Raw genomic sequence first — 15,281 nt, 5'->3', positions numbered from 1 at the left:
TGTCTAAATTAATTAAGGAAAATTAAGACATCAACGAGTATTTCAATTGCTTATACAACAGATAAAAAGGTATTTTTGGTGATTGAATTTCATTCGAATCAATATCTTCTTCAATTAATGAAGAACGTGCTAACCCAATGAAATGAATAGATGAATCTGGTAAATCAAAATTCGGAACATCAAGATTTTTTGTCGATTTTTTAATCGTTTCAAACTTAATTACCGTACACGAATTCGAATGATTTTGATTGATTTTGACTTGAGAAGTTTTTGTTTGATGAACATTTTCTACGTCCAAAATCGTATGAATAGAAGCTTTGATGCTACATGGCGTAAGTAGCACAAAAATCGAAGAGATAATTAAAATGAAACTTCTAAAATTCATGAAACGAAACTAATCATTAATTTTCAATAAAAACCAATTCACAATTAAACTTTAAGAAATTATTAGAATTTCTATCTTTGTCTTGATGAAAGAAAAACCACTATTTTTTGTTTTAATAATTCTAACATTTTTACTTTTCGTTTTGAGTTTAAGCGTTGGAAAAGTCTCGATTTCTTTCACTGAAATTTTTAATGTATTTTCTGGTCATTCAGACGAAATGTTGCATAATCTTGTGCTCAATTTTCGTTTACCAAAATCATTAACTGCTTTATTGGTTGGTATTTCGTTGCCAATTTCAGGTTTTTTGATGCAAGAATTATTCAAGAATCCGTTGGCAGAACCTTCTGTTTTAGGAATAACTTCGATGGCAAGTTTAGGCGTTGCGATTGTGATTTTTCTTTTTTCGATGATTGGTTTAGAAGAATTTCTCAATAATCCTTGGATTACTATTATTGCTTCATTTTTAGGCGCAATTGTCGCCTTATTATTAGTGATTTCGTTATCATTTCGTGTTAAATCATCAGCATCTTTGGTGATTATCGGATTTATGATTGCTGGTTTAGCGGGCGCATTAATTGGCATGATGCAATATTTTGCTCCTTCCGATAAAATCAAAGCGTATTTAGTTTGGGGATTCGGTTCGTTGAGCGGATTATCGTGGGAACAATTAGGCGTTTTTGGTTTATTTGTTTTGAGTGGAATAATTGTTTCATTATTTACTTTACGAGGAATTACAGCCTTATTATTAGGGGAAAAATATGCACAATCATTAGGAATTAATATCAAAAAATTACGTTTTACAATTTTAATTTCAACAGCATTATTAACGGCATCAGCAACGGCTTTCGCAGGTCCAATTAGTTTTATTGGATTGGCTGTGCCACATATTTGCAGAACATTGTTACGAACAGGTGATATGAAAATTTTATACCGATGGATTTTTGTTTCAGGAATATTTTTTATGTTATTATTTTCAATTTTAACAGAAGTTTTTCCGTTCGGAACGTTGCCGATTAATATCATTACAGCGTTATTTGGAGCGCCAATTGTCATTAGTATTTTGTTGAATAATAAAAACGAAGTGCGATGAAAAATATCGTTTTGAAATTAGAAAATGTTTCAGTTGGATATGGTTCAAAAGAAATTGTTTCAGCTATAAATGCGAGTATAAATTCGAATGAATTGATTGCTGTTTTAGGTAAAAATGGTGCAGGGAAATCAACATTGATTAATTCGATTTTAGGTTTTCAGAAAACACTGAATGGAGAAATTTATTTAGAAAATAATTCGATCAAAAAATTATCTTCTCAAGAAATTGCACAGCAAATTGCAGTCGTGTTACCACGTTTGTCGATTGTTCCAAAAATTAAAGTTTCGGAATTGGTTGCGATGGGACGTTTGCCTTATCACAAGGTTTTGAGAAAGATTTCTGAGGAGGAACAAAATTTAATTGATGAGGTTTTAGAATTGGTAGGGATTTCGAATTTAGCCAATCAATTTGCGAATGAAATTAGCGAAGGTCAATTGCAATTGGTGATGATTGCACGTGCGTTGTGTCAAGATGCGAAATTGGTGATTTTGGACGAGCCAACTTCTAATTTAGATTTAGCGAATCAATATCGTATTTTCAATTTGCTGAATGCGTTAAAATTGAAAACGAATAAATCATTTTTGATGATTACGCACGAAGTTGATTTTGCATTGGAAAAAGCGGATAAAATTTGGTGGATTGAAAATGGAAATCTTTTCGAAAATATTCCAGAACAAATGGCTTTTGAGCATCAAATTATTCAGAAATTATCCAATCAAAATTTAACGTATGATGAGAAAAATAATCGTTTTTCAACACAAAAATCATTTTCTAAAACGATTGGTGTAAAAGGAAATTCGGAATTGGCTTTTTGGGTAAAAAATGCCTTAATTCGAAATGGAATTTCTGTTGAAAATAATGCGGAAAATCATATTGAAATCACAGAAAATAACATCATCTTTGAAGGAATAAAGTTTGAAACGATAGAAGAAATTGTAAATTTTGTACAACATTATGAAAAATATAATTGTAACGGGAGCGAGTAGAGGAATTGGTTTTGAATTGGCAAAACAACATTTGGAATTAGGAAATCGAGTGTTGACAGTCTCTCGAAATGTAGATAAATTGAAGGAATTAACAGCTTTTGCAAAAGAAAATCAATATCAGTTTATCGGTGTTGATTTGGCTAATTTTGATGAGATTTCAGATGTTTTGAAAGCTGTGGAATCTTGGAATAAAGTAGATGTTTTGTACAATAATGCGGGAGTTTGTATCAACAAACCATTCATAGAAATGCAACAAGAGGATTTGTTAACTTCTTGGCAGATTAATTTTATGGCGCCATATCGCTTGATACAAGTTTTGATGCCAAAATTTGATACATCTTCTCATGTAGTTAATATTTCGACAATGGGAGCTGTGCAAGGTTCGGTGAAATTTCCAGGTTTGTCTGTTTATTCGTCTTCAAAATCGGCAACGGTTAATTTGACTGAATTGTTAGCGGAGGAATTGAAAGATCATGGACCAAGAATAAATGCAGTAGCGTTGGGAGCTGTACAAACAGAGATGTTAGAGGAAGCTTTTCCGGGATATATTGCGCCTTTGCAACCAGATGAAATGGCCGAATATTTGGTCGATTTTGGATTGAATGGTTGGAAATATTTTAACGGAAAAATTCAACAAGCTTCTATTTCTACGCCTTAGGAAAAATAGAATTTAGATCAAATAATAAAATCCAACTTTGTGAAAAGTTGGATTTTTTGATGTTATTTAAAATTGATTGTAACTAAAAAATAATGTGGAATTTTGAAATGTTCGCCCAATTTTTCTGGTGCAATATCTGATTGAGCAACTTCACAATATGAACCTGAACCATCTGGATGAATTGTAGGAGTGAGAATAGCAAATACTGCATTTTTCTTATTTGGATTGATTGTTACTTCTTTTTTCTCTCCAAAAAAATCTTTTAAAGCATATTTATCTGAATCATTCATAAGATTGAAATATGATTTTTTTGTTCCAAAAAGATTACTCCTAATGTATGTTTTAAGTTTTCCATCACTCATTTTGAAAAAGAATTTTAATGATAATGAGTTTGAATTAAGCTTGAAATAATCAGATTCTGAAGAGTCAAAAAGTAACTTTTTAGTAGTTAATTTTCCATTTTTATACTCTTCAAGATTAATTTGATAATTCTTTCCGTTTAGTAAATCTCCTTCAAAATTTAAAGTTTCGATATAAATATTTTCAAAATCAATGATATCTTGAATCTCACCATTGTCGCTTCCATATTTATACGTCATTTTTATTGTATTTTGACTGAAAGCAAAATTTGAAATTAAGAATAAAGAGAAAATAAATTTTAATAATTGCTTCATTTTTATAGTTTTAATGATATACTATAATGACGCAAAAATTAAATAAATGTTGCATTTATATAAAAAATCAGATTGAAGTGCTTGAATAATAAATCTAATTCGATTCAAAAACTCGTTTTCTAAAAATATACATTAATGGAAAACTGCGTAAAAACATCCAAATTCCGAATGCAATCCAAATTCCATAAATGTTTAATCCAATATAATCGGTAAGATAAATGGTTGGTAGAAAACCAAGAAATGTTGCGACAATTAAGTTGTTTCGCAAGAGTTTTGCATCGCCCATTCCTTTGAAAAAACCATCAAAAATATAAGCCAATGTGTTGATTGGTTGCATTAATAAAACCATCCAAAATACAGAATTGAAAATGGTCAAAACATTTGGATCTTGATTGAAAATTTGCCCAATTTGATTATAAAAAATGAAACAAATAGCAATTAAAATACATGCAATTAAAACAGAATATTTAGAAATATCTTTGCTTAAAATCCAAAGTTTAGAATAATTTCGTTCGCCTTGTAATCGTCCTGCCATTGCATTTCCAGCGCCAGCATATCCATCGATAAAAAATGAAAAGAACAACCAAATATTCATCAAAATACTTTGCGCAGCGATATAATCTTTTCCATAATCGGTGGCATAAGAATTGGCAAGAAAAAATGCAACATTCAACGAAGCAGTTCGCAAAATAAAATTGAAACTTAAACTGACATATTTCTTAAAAAGAGGATGAATGTTTTTTCCTGGATTTAATCCAAATGAAGTTTTCGTGAAATAGTAGTAAAACGCCATAATTACCATAATCAATTGTGCAATCAAACTTGAATAAGCAGCGCCTTTGATATGATAAGCAGGAATTATCCCATTTACTCCAAAGATTAGAATATAGTCTAAAAAGACATGAACAAATGCAGCAGTTAAACTACATTTCATTGCCCAAACGGTGTTTTGCATTCCTCTAAATGCTCCAAAAAGAGTGAGCGAAATAAGTGTTAATGGAAAACCAAATGCTCTGATTTTGTAATAATCTACTGAAAATTGAAGAACCAAATCTTTTGCATTGTACAATTCGAACAGATTTTGTGCAAAAAAATACGTTGGGACAAAAATAAGTAAACTCAAAAATAGATTGAAATACAACGCTTGCGGAACTAAAGTTTTGAGACTATCCAATTTATTTGCACCAAAACTTTGCGAAACCAAAGACGAAATAGAGGTTTTGGTTTGGGCAACAATCCAAATAATTCCAGAAAGAAAGGAACCAACCAATCCAGTCGCAGCAAGTGCTTCAACCGAATATTCTTTTACATTACCCACCATAGCAATATCGGTTAAGGTAATAAGAGATTCGGCAATTCCCGAAAAAATCGCAGGAATCGCTAATTGATTAATTTGTTTGAACGTAATTCTATCCGAAACCAAACTCATTTCGAAGAATTATTTTTTTATGCGTTTGTACGGAGGTTTGTTTTTGATGATTTGACTCAACATAAATAAGGTAGTTCCGACCAATGTGAAATAACCTAAAAGTGGTAAGCCCGGAATGTGATAATCGTTGTATTTGAACATGAAAATACATGCTAAATATCCAGCGAAAATCAAATAATAAATTACTTTTTTGAATGATCCGTATGTAAATTTTCCTCGAATATATTCAATCAAATTCAAAAGAATTAAAAAGAAATAAAAACCGAAAAAGATGTAGCGCAATGGATTAATTGGGCGATCGGTTGTTCTTATATTCACCATTAAATTGTAATTGTAAATACCGTTATAAATTAATAACAATAAGATAAGAACGATAATAATACGAAGTATTTTCATAAAGTATTTTTACATTAAAAAAAGCTGTCGAAACAGCTTTTGATATTATTTAACAGGTTTGAAATCTAATGAAAGCGAATTCACACAATAACGTAAACCAGTTTCTGTAGGTCCGTCATCAAAGACGTGTCCCAAGTGGCTTCCGCAATTTCCGCAAAGAATTTCTGTTCTCTTCATTCCGTGCGAAGTGTCTACGCGTTCTACGATTTTACCTTCTTTTATTTCTTTGTCAAAACTTGGCCAACCACAGTGTCCATCAAACTTAGAAGAAGAAGAAAACAATTCTTCTCCACACGCATTACACGTATAAATTCCGTTCTCGAAATGCATGTTGAATTTTCCTGTAAAAGGACGTTCTGTTCCAGCTTCTCTTAAAACATAATATTCTTCAGAAGAAAGTTCTTTTTTCCATTCTTCATCTGATTTATTGATTTTGAATTGAGTTTTTTCGTTCATCGCAATAGTGTTTGAAGGTTGTTCTACTTTAGCATCTTCTTTCTTGTGTTGAGATGTACAAGAAACCATAAGGCTCAATATTAATCCAACAACAAAAAAAGAAGTATATTTTTTTAGGCAATCCATTGATTATATTTTTCAAAAGCTTGTCTGATTTCTTCTTCAGTACAAACTACATCATAACGACAATTTCCAATCTTGTTGATCAAGCTAAAGTTGATTGAATTGTTTTGATTTTTTTTGTCGTGTTTCATCCATTCCATTAAGTTCGGAAAAATTTTCATATCAATTGTATTTAAAGCATACATTGACGAAAAACTTTCACAAACTTCTTCCACATCAGCTTTAGAAATTAATTCTTGATCATAACTAAGGAACGTTTCAATAATCATTCCGATTACAATTGCTTCGCCATGTAAAAGCGGAAAATCAGTTTCTAAAGATTCACTTTCGATAGCATGACCAATTGTATGACCAAAATTTAAAATTTTGCGTTCACCTTTTTCATATGGATCATTGTCAACCACATTTTCTTTGATATGAATAGAATCCATGATAAAAGGTGCTAAAGCTTCGGCATCGTGCGAAGGTAATTGCACCAAATTATCCCAATGATCACGGTTTTTGATTAAACCATGTTTCAACATTTCTGCCAAACCAGATTTTACTTGACGTTGTTCTAATGTCAACAAAAATTTAGGATCAACTAACACCATTTCTGGCTGTGTAAATGTCCCAATCATGTTTTTCATTCCTTCTAAATCAATTCCATTTTTTCCGCCAGCAGAAGCATCGACTTGCGATAATAACGTAGTTGGAATGTTAATAAATTTGATTCCACGCTTGAAAGTAGAAGCCATAAAACCTCCCATATCCGTTAAAACTCCACCACCAACATTGATAACTAATGAATGACGATCTGCACCCAATTCGCTTAATGCTAACCAAAGATTGGTCACGGTATCGATGTTTTTATTTTCTTCTCCAGAGTCAATTTCAAGGATTTCGTAAGCAGAAATATTGTCCAAATCGGCTAATAATAGCGGTAAACAATGCACATGAGTGTTCTCATCTACCAAAAAGAAGATAGAAGAAAAAGTGTTATTTGCAAGGTAATCGTCTAATATATATGCGATTGAACCAAAATGAATCGGAGCTGATTTCAAAATGAAAAATGTTTTTAAAATGTGCCTAAAATTACGACGACCTTTTTACATCAACCAAATATTTTGAATGATTTATTTTAGGAGGGCTGTCGATAGAATCTATATTGATATTATCGACTTATAAAATAATTATTTTTAAATTTGCACAAATTCATAGATCAATGAACATAGTTCTTTTTGATGGCGAAGAATGGGAAGATTTTTTGCCCCTAACATTTACAAGACCTGTAGCTGCCCTAAGAATGGGAATATTGAGTTTTGCAGAACGTTGGGAAAAAATACTAAATACAGAGGTTTCTTATCAAACGAAACCTTATTTGCAAGAAAAATTTCCTGCTAAACTTCAAACAGAAAATACATTTATCAACCCAACTTTTTTTCCGAATGAAAAATTAATTGAAGCGATAAAGAATTTAAAACCAAACCAAACCCTACTTTTTGACAATCAACTTGTAGCAGTTAAATCAACTGAAGAAACTCCAAAAATCACATCAGACGTTATCCAATTAGAAGATGAAGTTATTCATCTACAACATTCTTGGGATATGTTTACATATAATTTTCAAGCAATTGAATTTGATTTTGATTTGGTTACAAAAGGAAGAACTTCTCAACCAATATCAGCAACCAACCAAGTTTTAGCTCCCGAAAAAATATTTATTGAAGAAGGTGCGAAAGTTGAATTTTCTATTTTGAATGCATCAGAAGGTCCAATTTATATTGGAAAAGATGCCGAAATTATGGAAGGTTCTATGATTCGTGGCGGATTAGCTTTATGCGAGCATGCAAAAATAAATATGGGTGCAAAAATATACGCTGGTTGTACGATTGGTCCTTTTTGTAAAGTTGGTGGTGAATTAAATAATTCAATCTTAATAGCATATTCAAATAAAGGACATGATGGGTTTTTAGGGAATTCTGTAATTGGAGAATGGTGCAATTTAGGCGCGGATACAAATAACTCAAACTTGAAAAATAATTATGCAGAAGTAAAGTTATGGAGTTATAACCAAAAAAGATTTGTAAAAACAGGTTTGCAATTTTGTGGTTTAATAATGGGCGATTATGCTAAATCTGCAATCAATACACAATTTAATACTGGTACAGTTGTTGGAGTTTGTGCGAACGTTTTTCAATCAGGTTTTCCACCAAATATGATTAAACATTATAGTTGGGGTGGACAATCAGACGCTCCTGTTTTTAATTTTGATAAAGCTTGTGAAGCTGCAGAAAAAATGATGGAAAGAAGAAAAATTGCTTTTACACCTGCTGATAAAAGAATTTTAGAACATATTTTTAATTTAAATAATAACTAATTTAATAACGAGTAAATAATAAGAATTTTAGGTTAAAATTGTAATATGATTAATTTTACGTGTTAATCTTTTAACAATTAATTAAAAAATCCTTAATTTTGCTTTTTGTTAGAAAAGAATATTTGTGAAATGACTGGTAAATATAAAAACGTTTTAGAGTTAATTGGAGATACTCCATTAGTTCAATTAAACAGAATTAACCAAGACATTCCAGGCGAAGTTTATGCAAAGTTAGAATGTTACAATCCTGGACATTCAACAAAAGACAGAATAGCTTTACATATTATAGAAGAGGCTGAAAAAAATGGTCTATTAAAACCTGGTGCTACGATTGTAGAAACAACTTCGGGTAACACTGGATTTGCTGTAGCTATGGTGGCTATCGTAAAAGGATACAAATGTATCTTAGCGGTATCGGATAAAACAAAGGCAGAAAAGATTTCATTCTTGAAAGCGATGGGAGCAAAAGTATTTTTGTGCCCTGCTAACGTACCTGCTGATGATCCAAGATCATATTACGAAGTAGCAAAACGTATTGCTGCGGAAACGCCAAATTCTCTTTATATTAATCAATATTTTAATCAAGGGAATACAGAAGCTCACTATTTAACAACAGGTCCTGAAATCTGGAATCAAACAGAGGGTAAAATTACTCACCTAATCGGTTGTACAGGTACAGGAGGAACTTTGACAGGTAGTGCACGTTATATAAAAGAGCAAAACCCAGATGTGAAAATCATCGGAGTTGATGCTTATGGATCAATCTTGAAAGGTTATCACGAAACTGGAAAAATTGATCAAAATGATATCTATCCTTACAGAATCGAAGGAATGGGGAAAAATTTAGTACCTGGAGCTTTAGATTTTGAAATGGTTGATTCTTTTATCAAAGTGACGGACGAAGAAGCTGCTTATCGTACAAGAGAAATTGCTTTGAAAGAAGGAATTATGGCAGGATATACTTCTGGTGCTGCAACACAAGCATATAAACAATTGGCTGAAGCTGGAGAATTTGACGAAAATTCTTTAGTTGTAATTTTGTATCCAGACCATGGATCACGTTATATGACAAAAGTCTTTAGTGATGATTGGATGGCAGAGCAAGGCTTTACAAATAGCAGACTCAATGGTTTAGAAGCTCGCGCAACAGTCGAAAGAATCAAATAATACGTATATTTGTAAAAATTAAATATTTAAAGTAGGTAGTGTTCGTTCACTTTCTACTTTTTTTCAATTAATAAAAAATTAAACTATAATAAAATGGACATTTTTGAACGTTTAAAACAAAACCCTGGACCATTAGGTCAATTCGCTGATTATGGTGAAGGTTATTATGTTTTTCCACAGTTAAAAGGAGAAATTGGACCAGTAATGGAATTCCAAGGTAAAAAAGTAATTACTTGGTCAATCAATAACTACTTAGGTTTAGCTAATCACCCAGAAGTTCGCAAAGCGGACGCTGATGCTGCGGCACAATATGGTATGGCTTACCCAATGGGAGCTCGTGCAATGTCTGGTCAAACAGATTATCACGCTCAATTAGAGCAAGAATTAGCTGATTTCGTTCAAAAAGAATCTGCTTATTTAATGAATTTCGGGTACCAAGGTATGGTATCTACAATTGATGCTTTAGTATCTAAAAATGATGTAATCGTTTATGATGCTGAATGTCATGCTTGTATTGTTGATGGTGTTCGTTTACATTTTGGAAAACGTTTTATTTATCAACACAATAATATTGAGAGTTTCGAAAAAACAATTATCCGTGCACGTAAATTAGCTGATAAACAAGGCGGTGGAATTTTAGTGATTACAGAAGGTGTTTTCGGAATGACAGGTAAACAAGGAATCTTGAAAGAGATTGCAGCTTACAAAGACGAATACAAATTCCGTTTATTAGTAGACGATGCACACGGTTTTGGTACTTTAGGAAAAACAGGAGCTGGAGCTGGAGAGGAGCAAGGTTGTCAAGATGCAATTGATATCTATTTCTCAACTTTCGCAAAATCTATGGCAGGTTTCGGAGCATTTATCGCTGGTAACAAAGATATTATCCGTATTTTAAAATATAACTTACGTTCTCAAATTTTCGCTAAATCATTGACAATGCCAATGGTAATCGGAGGTTTAAAACGTCTTGAATTGTTACGTTCTCATCCTGAGCTTAAAGATAAGTTATGGCACAATGTAGAAAAAATTCAGAAAGGATTACAAGATCGTGGATTCGATATCGGTGGATCTGATACGTGTGTTACACCAATCGTATTGAATGGTTCTCCTATCGAAGCGACTGTATTAGCCAAAGAAATGCGCGAAGAATATGGTATTTTCGTTTCTGTAGTAGTTTATCCAGTTATTCCAAAAGGAATGATTATTTTCCGTATTATCCCAACTGCTGCTCACGAAGACGAGCACATCGAATATACGTTAAACTCATTTGCTGAGATTAAAGATAAATTAGCTGACGGATATTACAAACGCAAAGCAGAAGAATTGAATGTTGATTTTGTTCAATACTAAAATAAATATTCAATCAAATAATAGAAAAACCCTAAACTGAATAAGTTTAGGGTTTTTTGTTTGTATTCTGTTCAAAAGTAACGTTCATTATCACCGATTACACCATTTGATTTACTATATTTGTTTACAAATTAAACACACAAACACACAACAATTTTAATTATGAAAATTCACAATTTTAGTGCAGGACCATGCATTTTACCACAAGTTGTTTTCGACAAAATGGCTCAAGCTTGTTTAGATTTCAACAATTCAGGAACATCAATCTTAGAAATTTCTCACCGTCGCAAAGATGCGGTAGAAGTGATTGATACAGCAAGAGCGTTGGTAAAAGAATTGATGAATGTTCCAGAAACGCATGACGTAGTTTTTATGCAAGGCGGAGCTTCATTGCAATTTCCTACTGTAGCTTACAATTTATTGAAAGAAGGTGGAAAAGCAGCTTATACACAAACAGGAAAATGGGCAGAAAATGCTATCAAAGAAGCGAAGCGTTTCGGAGAAATTGAAGTTATAGCTTCTTCAAAAGAACAAAATTATAATTATATTCCGAAAGGATATACTGTTCCTTCAGATGTAGATTATTTCCACTGCACATCAAATAATACTATTTTTGGAACACAAATGAAAGAGTTTCCAAATTCTCCAGTTCCAATGGTTTGCGATATGTCTTCGGATATTTTATCTCGCACAATTGATGTTTCTAAATTCGGAGTAATCTATGCTGGAGCTCAAAAAAATATGGGACCTGCGGGTTCTGCTGTCGCAATCGTTCAAAAAGATTTATTAGGTAAAACAGGACGTAATATTCCTGATTATTTAAACTACGAAACACATATCAAAAAAGAATCATCGTTTAACACGTGGCCAGTAATTGCAATTTATGGTGTCATGTTAAATTTACAATGGTTAAAAGAGCAAGGTGGAGTAGAAGCGATTGCAAAAATTAATACTGCAAAAGCAGATGCAATGTATGCTGAAATTGATCGTAACGGATTATTTACAGGAACTGCTGCAACAGAAGACCGTTCTCAAATGAATGCCACTTTTGTTTTAAATAACGAAGATTTCAAAGCTGATTTTGATGCAATGTTAAAAGAAGCTGGAGTTGTTTCTTTAGCTGGTCACCGCGATGTTGGTGGATACCGTGCGTCAATGTACAACGCTTTACCATTAGAATCTGTTCAAGTTTTGGTAGAAGTTATGAAACAATTTGAACAAAAATTTGGATAAATCTTTTTGTATTAAGTACTATGTACAATGTAGACTTAATACTTTTTACAATTTACATTTTACAATAATAACATGAAAATATTAGCAAACGACGGAATTTCTAAGGCAGGAATAGAAGCTTTAGAAGCAAAAGGTTTCGAAGTAATAACTGCTCACGTAGCACAAGAACAATTAGAAAATTATATCAACGAAAACGGAATCGAAGTACTTTTAGTACGTTCTGCGACTAAAGTTCGTCAACCATTAATTGATGCGACAAATCTTAAAATTATTGGTCGTGGAGGAGTTGGTATGGACAATATCGATGTTGCTTATGCACGCGAAAAAGGAATTCAAGTCATTAATACGCCAGCATCTTCTTCTCAATCAGTAGCAGAATTTGTGATTGCGCATTTGTTTTCTATCGTTCGTAATTTGCACCAAGCCAATCGTAATATGCCTTTAGAAGGAGATTCTAACTTCAATGGATTGAAAAAAGCGTACGCAAAAGCAATCGAATTGAGAGGGAAAACAATGGGTGTGATCGGTTTTGGTCGTATCGGTGTAGAAGTAATTCGTGAAGCGATTGGTTTAGGAATGAATATTTTAGTATATGATAAATTCCCAGCAACACGTGACATCGAATTAGAATTTTTTGATGGTCAAAAATTAACGTTTACCATCACTTCTGTTGATTTTGATGAAGTAATTACGAAAGCAGATTTTATTTCGTTGCATGTTCCAGCACAAGATGGATACATTTTGGGTGAGAAAGAATTTGCTAAAATGAAAGATGGCGTGATTGTAATTAACACTGCTCGTGGAGGAGTTGTTGATGAAAAAGCGTTGGTTGATGCGATCGAAGATGGTAAAGTTGCAGGTGCGGCATTAGATGTTTTCGAGAATGAGCCAACACCAGAAATGGGCTTGTTGATGAACGAATCTTTGTCGTTATCTCCTCATATTGCAGGTTCTACGAATGAAGCACAGGACAGAATTGGAACTGAATTAGCTTCGCAAATCGTTGAGATTTACGGAAAATAATTTTGAGTTTCATTCTATCTAAAACTATTCAAAATGCCTCAATTTAAACCATTCAAAGGAATTCGACCTACAGAAGAAACTTCTCAAGAATTTGTGACGCTTGCCGTTAATCAATATTCGAAAGAAGAATTGGACTATTATATCAATAACAGAGAAAACTCTTTTTTGCATATTATTTTACCAACTTGGGACGAAACGATTCAAGATCCGAAAGAGAAATTCAGAAAAGTTCGCGAGAATTTTGAAGATTTCATTTCGAAAAAAATATTAACACAAGACAAGTCTTCTTTTTATATTTATCAAGTGATACAGCCTGATGGGCGTGAAACAAAAGGACTTTTGGGCTTGGTGAATATTGATGATTATCGTCAAAATAAAATTAAAAAGCACGAAGAAACATTGGAGCGTCGTGTGGAATTATTTGCCGATTATTTGAAAGAATCTCACTTTCATGCGGAGCCTGTTTTGTTGACTTATAAACCTGCTCAACGCGTTGATTTGTTGATTGATACAGAAATGAAACGCAAGCCAATTCTGAAAATTGAAGAGTCAAACGGAACACAACATTTGTTGTGGAGAGTTGATAATCGTTTGAATTTAAAACAATTAAAAGATTCAATCGAGAAATTGGACGAATTGTATATTGCAGATGGACATCATCGTATGGAAAGTTCGGAGCGATATACAAAATTTGCAGTCGAAAATTCAAAAGATGAAGTCTATGGTGATGAAGCGTTTAATTATACGTTGGCACTTTTAGTTTCGAATGAAGATTTGATTATCAATGATTATAATCGATTAATTAAAGATTTAAACGGCTTAACTCCAGAAGCGTTTTTAACTGCTTTAGAAGTTGATTTTGAAATTATTCCGAAAGGTGATGAATTAGTTGTGCCAACCAAAAAACATCATATTGTGATGTATTTAGATGGTCAATTTTATAGTTTATATGTCAAAAACAACTTATTGACAACCGAAGGATTAAGTGAGTTGGATACTTATATTTTTGAAGAAAATGTGATGAAACCAATTCTTAATATTCAAGATTCTAAAAAGGATAAACGTGTTCATTACGAATGTGGAACGCGTAATAGAGAAGGAGTGGAAGCACTTAAAAACAAGGTTGATCATCACGATTATATTGCAGCTTTTGCTTTCTATCCAGTGGATGTGAAGGATTTGCAATTGATTGCAGATTTAGGGCTTAAAATGCCTCCAAAAAGTACATATATCGAACCAAAACCTTTAAGCGGTTTTGCTGTATTTGATTTGAAAGAATAAAAAATGAGTATTCAAGAAAATTTAAAAACAATCGAAGCTACAATTCCTGCTCATGTGACATTGGTAGCGGTTTCTAAGACAAAACCTGTGGAGGATTTGCAAGAAGCTTATGCGGCTGGAATGCGAGATTTTGGAGAAAACAAGATTCAAGAAATGTGCGATAAATACGAAGTTCTTCCAAAGGATATACGTTGGCATATGATTGGTCATGTGCAAACCAACAAAGTGAAGTATATGGCGCCTTTTGTGCATTTGATACATGGAGTTGATAGTTTAAAATTGTTGAAAGAAATTCACAAACAAGCCCAAAAAAATAATCGCGTAATTGATGTGTTGTTGCAACAATTTATAGCAGATGAAGAAACAAAATTTGGCTTGGATGAAGAAGAAATTCAACAGATAATGCAAGAAGAAATTCAGCATTTACCAAATGTTCGCGTAGTTGGATTGATGGGAATGGCAACGTTTACGGAAGATGAAAGTCAAATTCGTGAAGAATTCCGTTCTTTAAAATCTAACTTTGATTCATTGAAATCTATTTATCAAAACATTTCTATTTTATCAATGGGAATGTCAGGAGATTATCAAATCGCGATAGAAGAAGGCAGTACAATGGTTCGCATTGGGAGTTCGATCTTTGGACATCGTAATTATTCGATTTAACAGAA

Annotated in this window: 16 protein-coding genes; 10 read left to right on the top strand and 6 right to left on the bottom strand. The window is 32.6% G+C overall.

The features are described from left to right. Positions 1 to 22 precede the first annotated feature (22 nt). Entirely contained in the window at positions 23 to 385 is a 363-nt protein-coding gene (locus HXZ74_RS09625) for a hypothetical protein (protein WP_038334109.1), read from the bottom strand. Between the two features lie 85 nt (positions 386 to 470). On the opposite strand from HXZ74_RS09625, the gene HXZ74_RS09620 reads away from it, so the two are divergent. Genes HXZ74_RS09620 through HXZ74_RS09610 form a run of 3 tightly spaced genes read left to right on the top strand, consistent with a single transcriptional unit; the run spans position 471 to position 3,119 of the window. Then, the gene (locus HXZ74_RS09620) at positions 471 to 1,475 is read left to right on the top strand and encodes a FecCD family ABC transporter permease (RefSeq protein ID WP_038334110.1); all 1,005 of its coding nucleotides are present in this window, start codon (positions 471 to 473) and stop codon (positions 1,473 to 1,475) included. Next, positions 1,472 to 2,461 (top strand): ABC transporter ATP-binding protein, encoded by a 990-nt coding sequence (locus HXZ74_RS09615; RefSeq protein WP_286475069.1) that lies wholly within the window; start codon positions 1,472 to 1,474, stop codon positions 2,459 to 2,461. The genes HXZ74_RS09620 and HXZ74_RS09615 overlap by 4 nt, the downstream gene beginning before the upstream one ends. Continuing rightward, entirely contained in the window at positions 2,430 to 3,119 is a 690-nt protein-coding gene (locus HXZ74_RS09610) for an SDR family NAD(P)-dependent oxidoreductase (RefSeq protein WP_286475067.1), read from the top strand. Before HXZ74_RS09615 ends, HXZ74_RS09610 begins: the two co-directional genes overlap by 32 nt. A 62-nt stretch (positions 3,120 to 3,181) precedes the next feature. Here the strand turns inward: HXZ74_RS09610 and HXZ74_RS09605 are convergent, their stop codons facing one another. From HXZ74_RS09605 to aroB, 5 genes are all read right to left on the bottom strand, one after another. Continuing rightward, positions 3,182 to 3,793 carry a hypothetical protein gene (locus HXZ74_RS09605; protein WP_286475065.1) on the bottom strand — a complete coding sequence of 204 codons (612 nt, stop codon included), beginning with the start codon at positions 3,791 to 3,793 and terminating at the stop codon, positions 3,182 to 3,184. 94 nt (positions 3,794 to 3,887) lie between these two features. Beyond that, positions 3,888 to 5,222, bottom strand: coding sequence for an MATE family efflux transporter (locus HXZ74_RS09600; protein WP_286475062.1), 1,335 nt, complete (start codon positions 5,220 to 5,222; stop codon positions 3,888 to 3,890). Positions 5,223 to 5,231: 9 nt separating this feature from the next. Beyond that, entirely contained in the window at positions 5,232 to 5,618 is a 387-nt protein-coding gene (locus HXZ74_RS09595) for a hypothetical protein (RefSeq protein ID WP_286475059.1), read from the bottom strand. 45 nt (positions 5,619 to 5,663) lie between these two features. Next, positions 5,664 to 6,200: a peptide-methionine (R)-S-oxide reductase MsrB gene (gene msrB / locus HXZ74_RS09590; RefSeq protein WP_435653708.1), complete on the bottom strand. Its 537-nt coding sequence runs from the start codon at positions 6,198 to 6,200 to the stop codon at positions 5,664 to 5,666. Then, positions 6,188 to 7,240, bottom strand: a complete 1,053-nt coding sequence (gene aroB, locus HXZ74_RS09585; RefSeq protein WP_084106957.1) for a 3-dehydroquinate synthase — start codon at positions 7,238 to 7,240, stop codon at positions 6,188 to 6,190. The genes msrB and aroB overlap by 13 nt, the downstream gene beginning before the upstream one ends. A 161-nt stretch (positions 7,241 to 7,401) precedes the next feature. Between aroB and HXZ74_RS09580 the strand changes: the two genes are divergently transcribed. The 7 genes from HXZ74_RS09580 to HXZ74_RS09550 all read left to right on the top strand — a co-directional run bounded on the left by HXZ74_RS09580 (position 7,402) and on the right by HXZ74_RS09550 (position 15,276). Next, positions 7,402 to 8,556 carry a GlmU family protein gene (locus tag HXZ74_RS09580; RefSeq protein ID WP_286475056.1) on the top strand — a complete coding sequence of 385 codons (1,155 nt, stop codon included), beginning with the start codon at positions 7,402 to 7,404 and terminating at the stop codon, positions 8,554 to 8,556. 129 nt (positions 8,557 to 8,685) lie between these two features. Then, entirely contained in the window at positions 8,686 to 9,723 is a 1,038-nt protein-coding gene (locus HXZ74_RS09575; RefSeq protein WP_038336998.1) for a PLP-dependent cysteine synthase family protein, read from the top strand. 93 nt (positions 9,724 to 9,816) lie between these two features. Next, positions 9,817 to 11,076 (top strand): aminotransferase class I/II-fold pyridoxal phosphate-dependent enzyme, encoded by a 1,260-nt coding sequence (locus HXZ74_RS09570; RefSeq protein WP_286475053.1) that lies wholly within the window; start codon positions 9,817 to 9,819, stop codon positions 11,074 to 11,076. A 162-nt stretch (positions 11,077 to 11,238) separates the two neighbouring features. Beyond that, on the top strand, positions 11,239 to 12,309 hold the full coding sequence (gene serC / locus HXZ74_RS09565; RefSeq protein WP_286475051.1) for a 3-phosphoserine/phosphohydroxythreonine transaminase: 1,071 nt from the start codon (positions 11,239 to 11,241) through the stop codon (positions 12,307 to 12,309). A 72-nt stretch (positions 12,310 to 12,381) separates the two neighbouring features. Further along, on the top strand, positions 12,382 to 13,332 hold the full coding sequence (locus HXZ74_RS09560; RefSeq protein ID WP_180906157.1) for a D-2-hydroxyacid dehydrogenase: 951 nt from the start codon (positions 12,382 to 12,384) through the stop codon (positions 13,330 to 13,332). Positions 13,333 to 13,365: 33 nt separating this feature from the next. Next, positions 13,366 to 14,613, top strand: coding sequence for a DUF1015 domain-containing protein (locus HXZ74_RS09555; protein WP_280062715.1), 1,248 nt, complete (start codon positions 13,366 to 13,368; stop codon positions 14,611 to 14,613). Positions 14,614 to 14,616: 3 nt separating this feature from the next. Continuing rightward, positions 14,617 to 15,276, top strand: coding sequence for a YggS family pyridoxal phosphate-dependent enzyme (locus HXZ74_RS09550; RefSeq protein WP_114999389.1), 660 nt, complete (start codon positions 14,617 to 14,619; stop codon positions 15,274 to 15,276). Positions 15,277 to 15,281: the final 5 nt, after the last annotated feature.

It is taken from the genome of Empedobacter sp. R750 (assembly GCF_030324345.1).
In the GTDB taxonomy this organism is placed as follows: Bacteria; Bacteroidota; Bacteroidia; order Flavobacteriales; family Weeksellaceae; genus Empedobacter; species Empedobacter falsenii_C.
The sequence above is the reverse complement of the archived record's forward strand: the minus strand, read 5'-3'. Positions and strand labels throughout refer to the sequence as shown.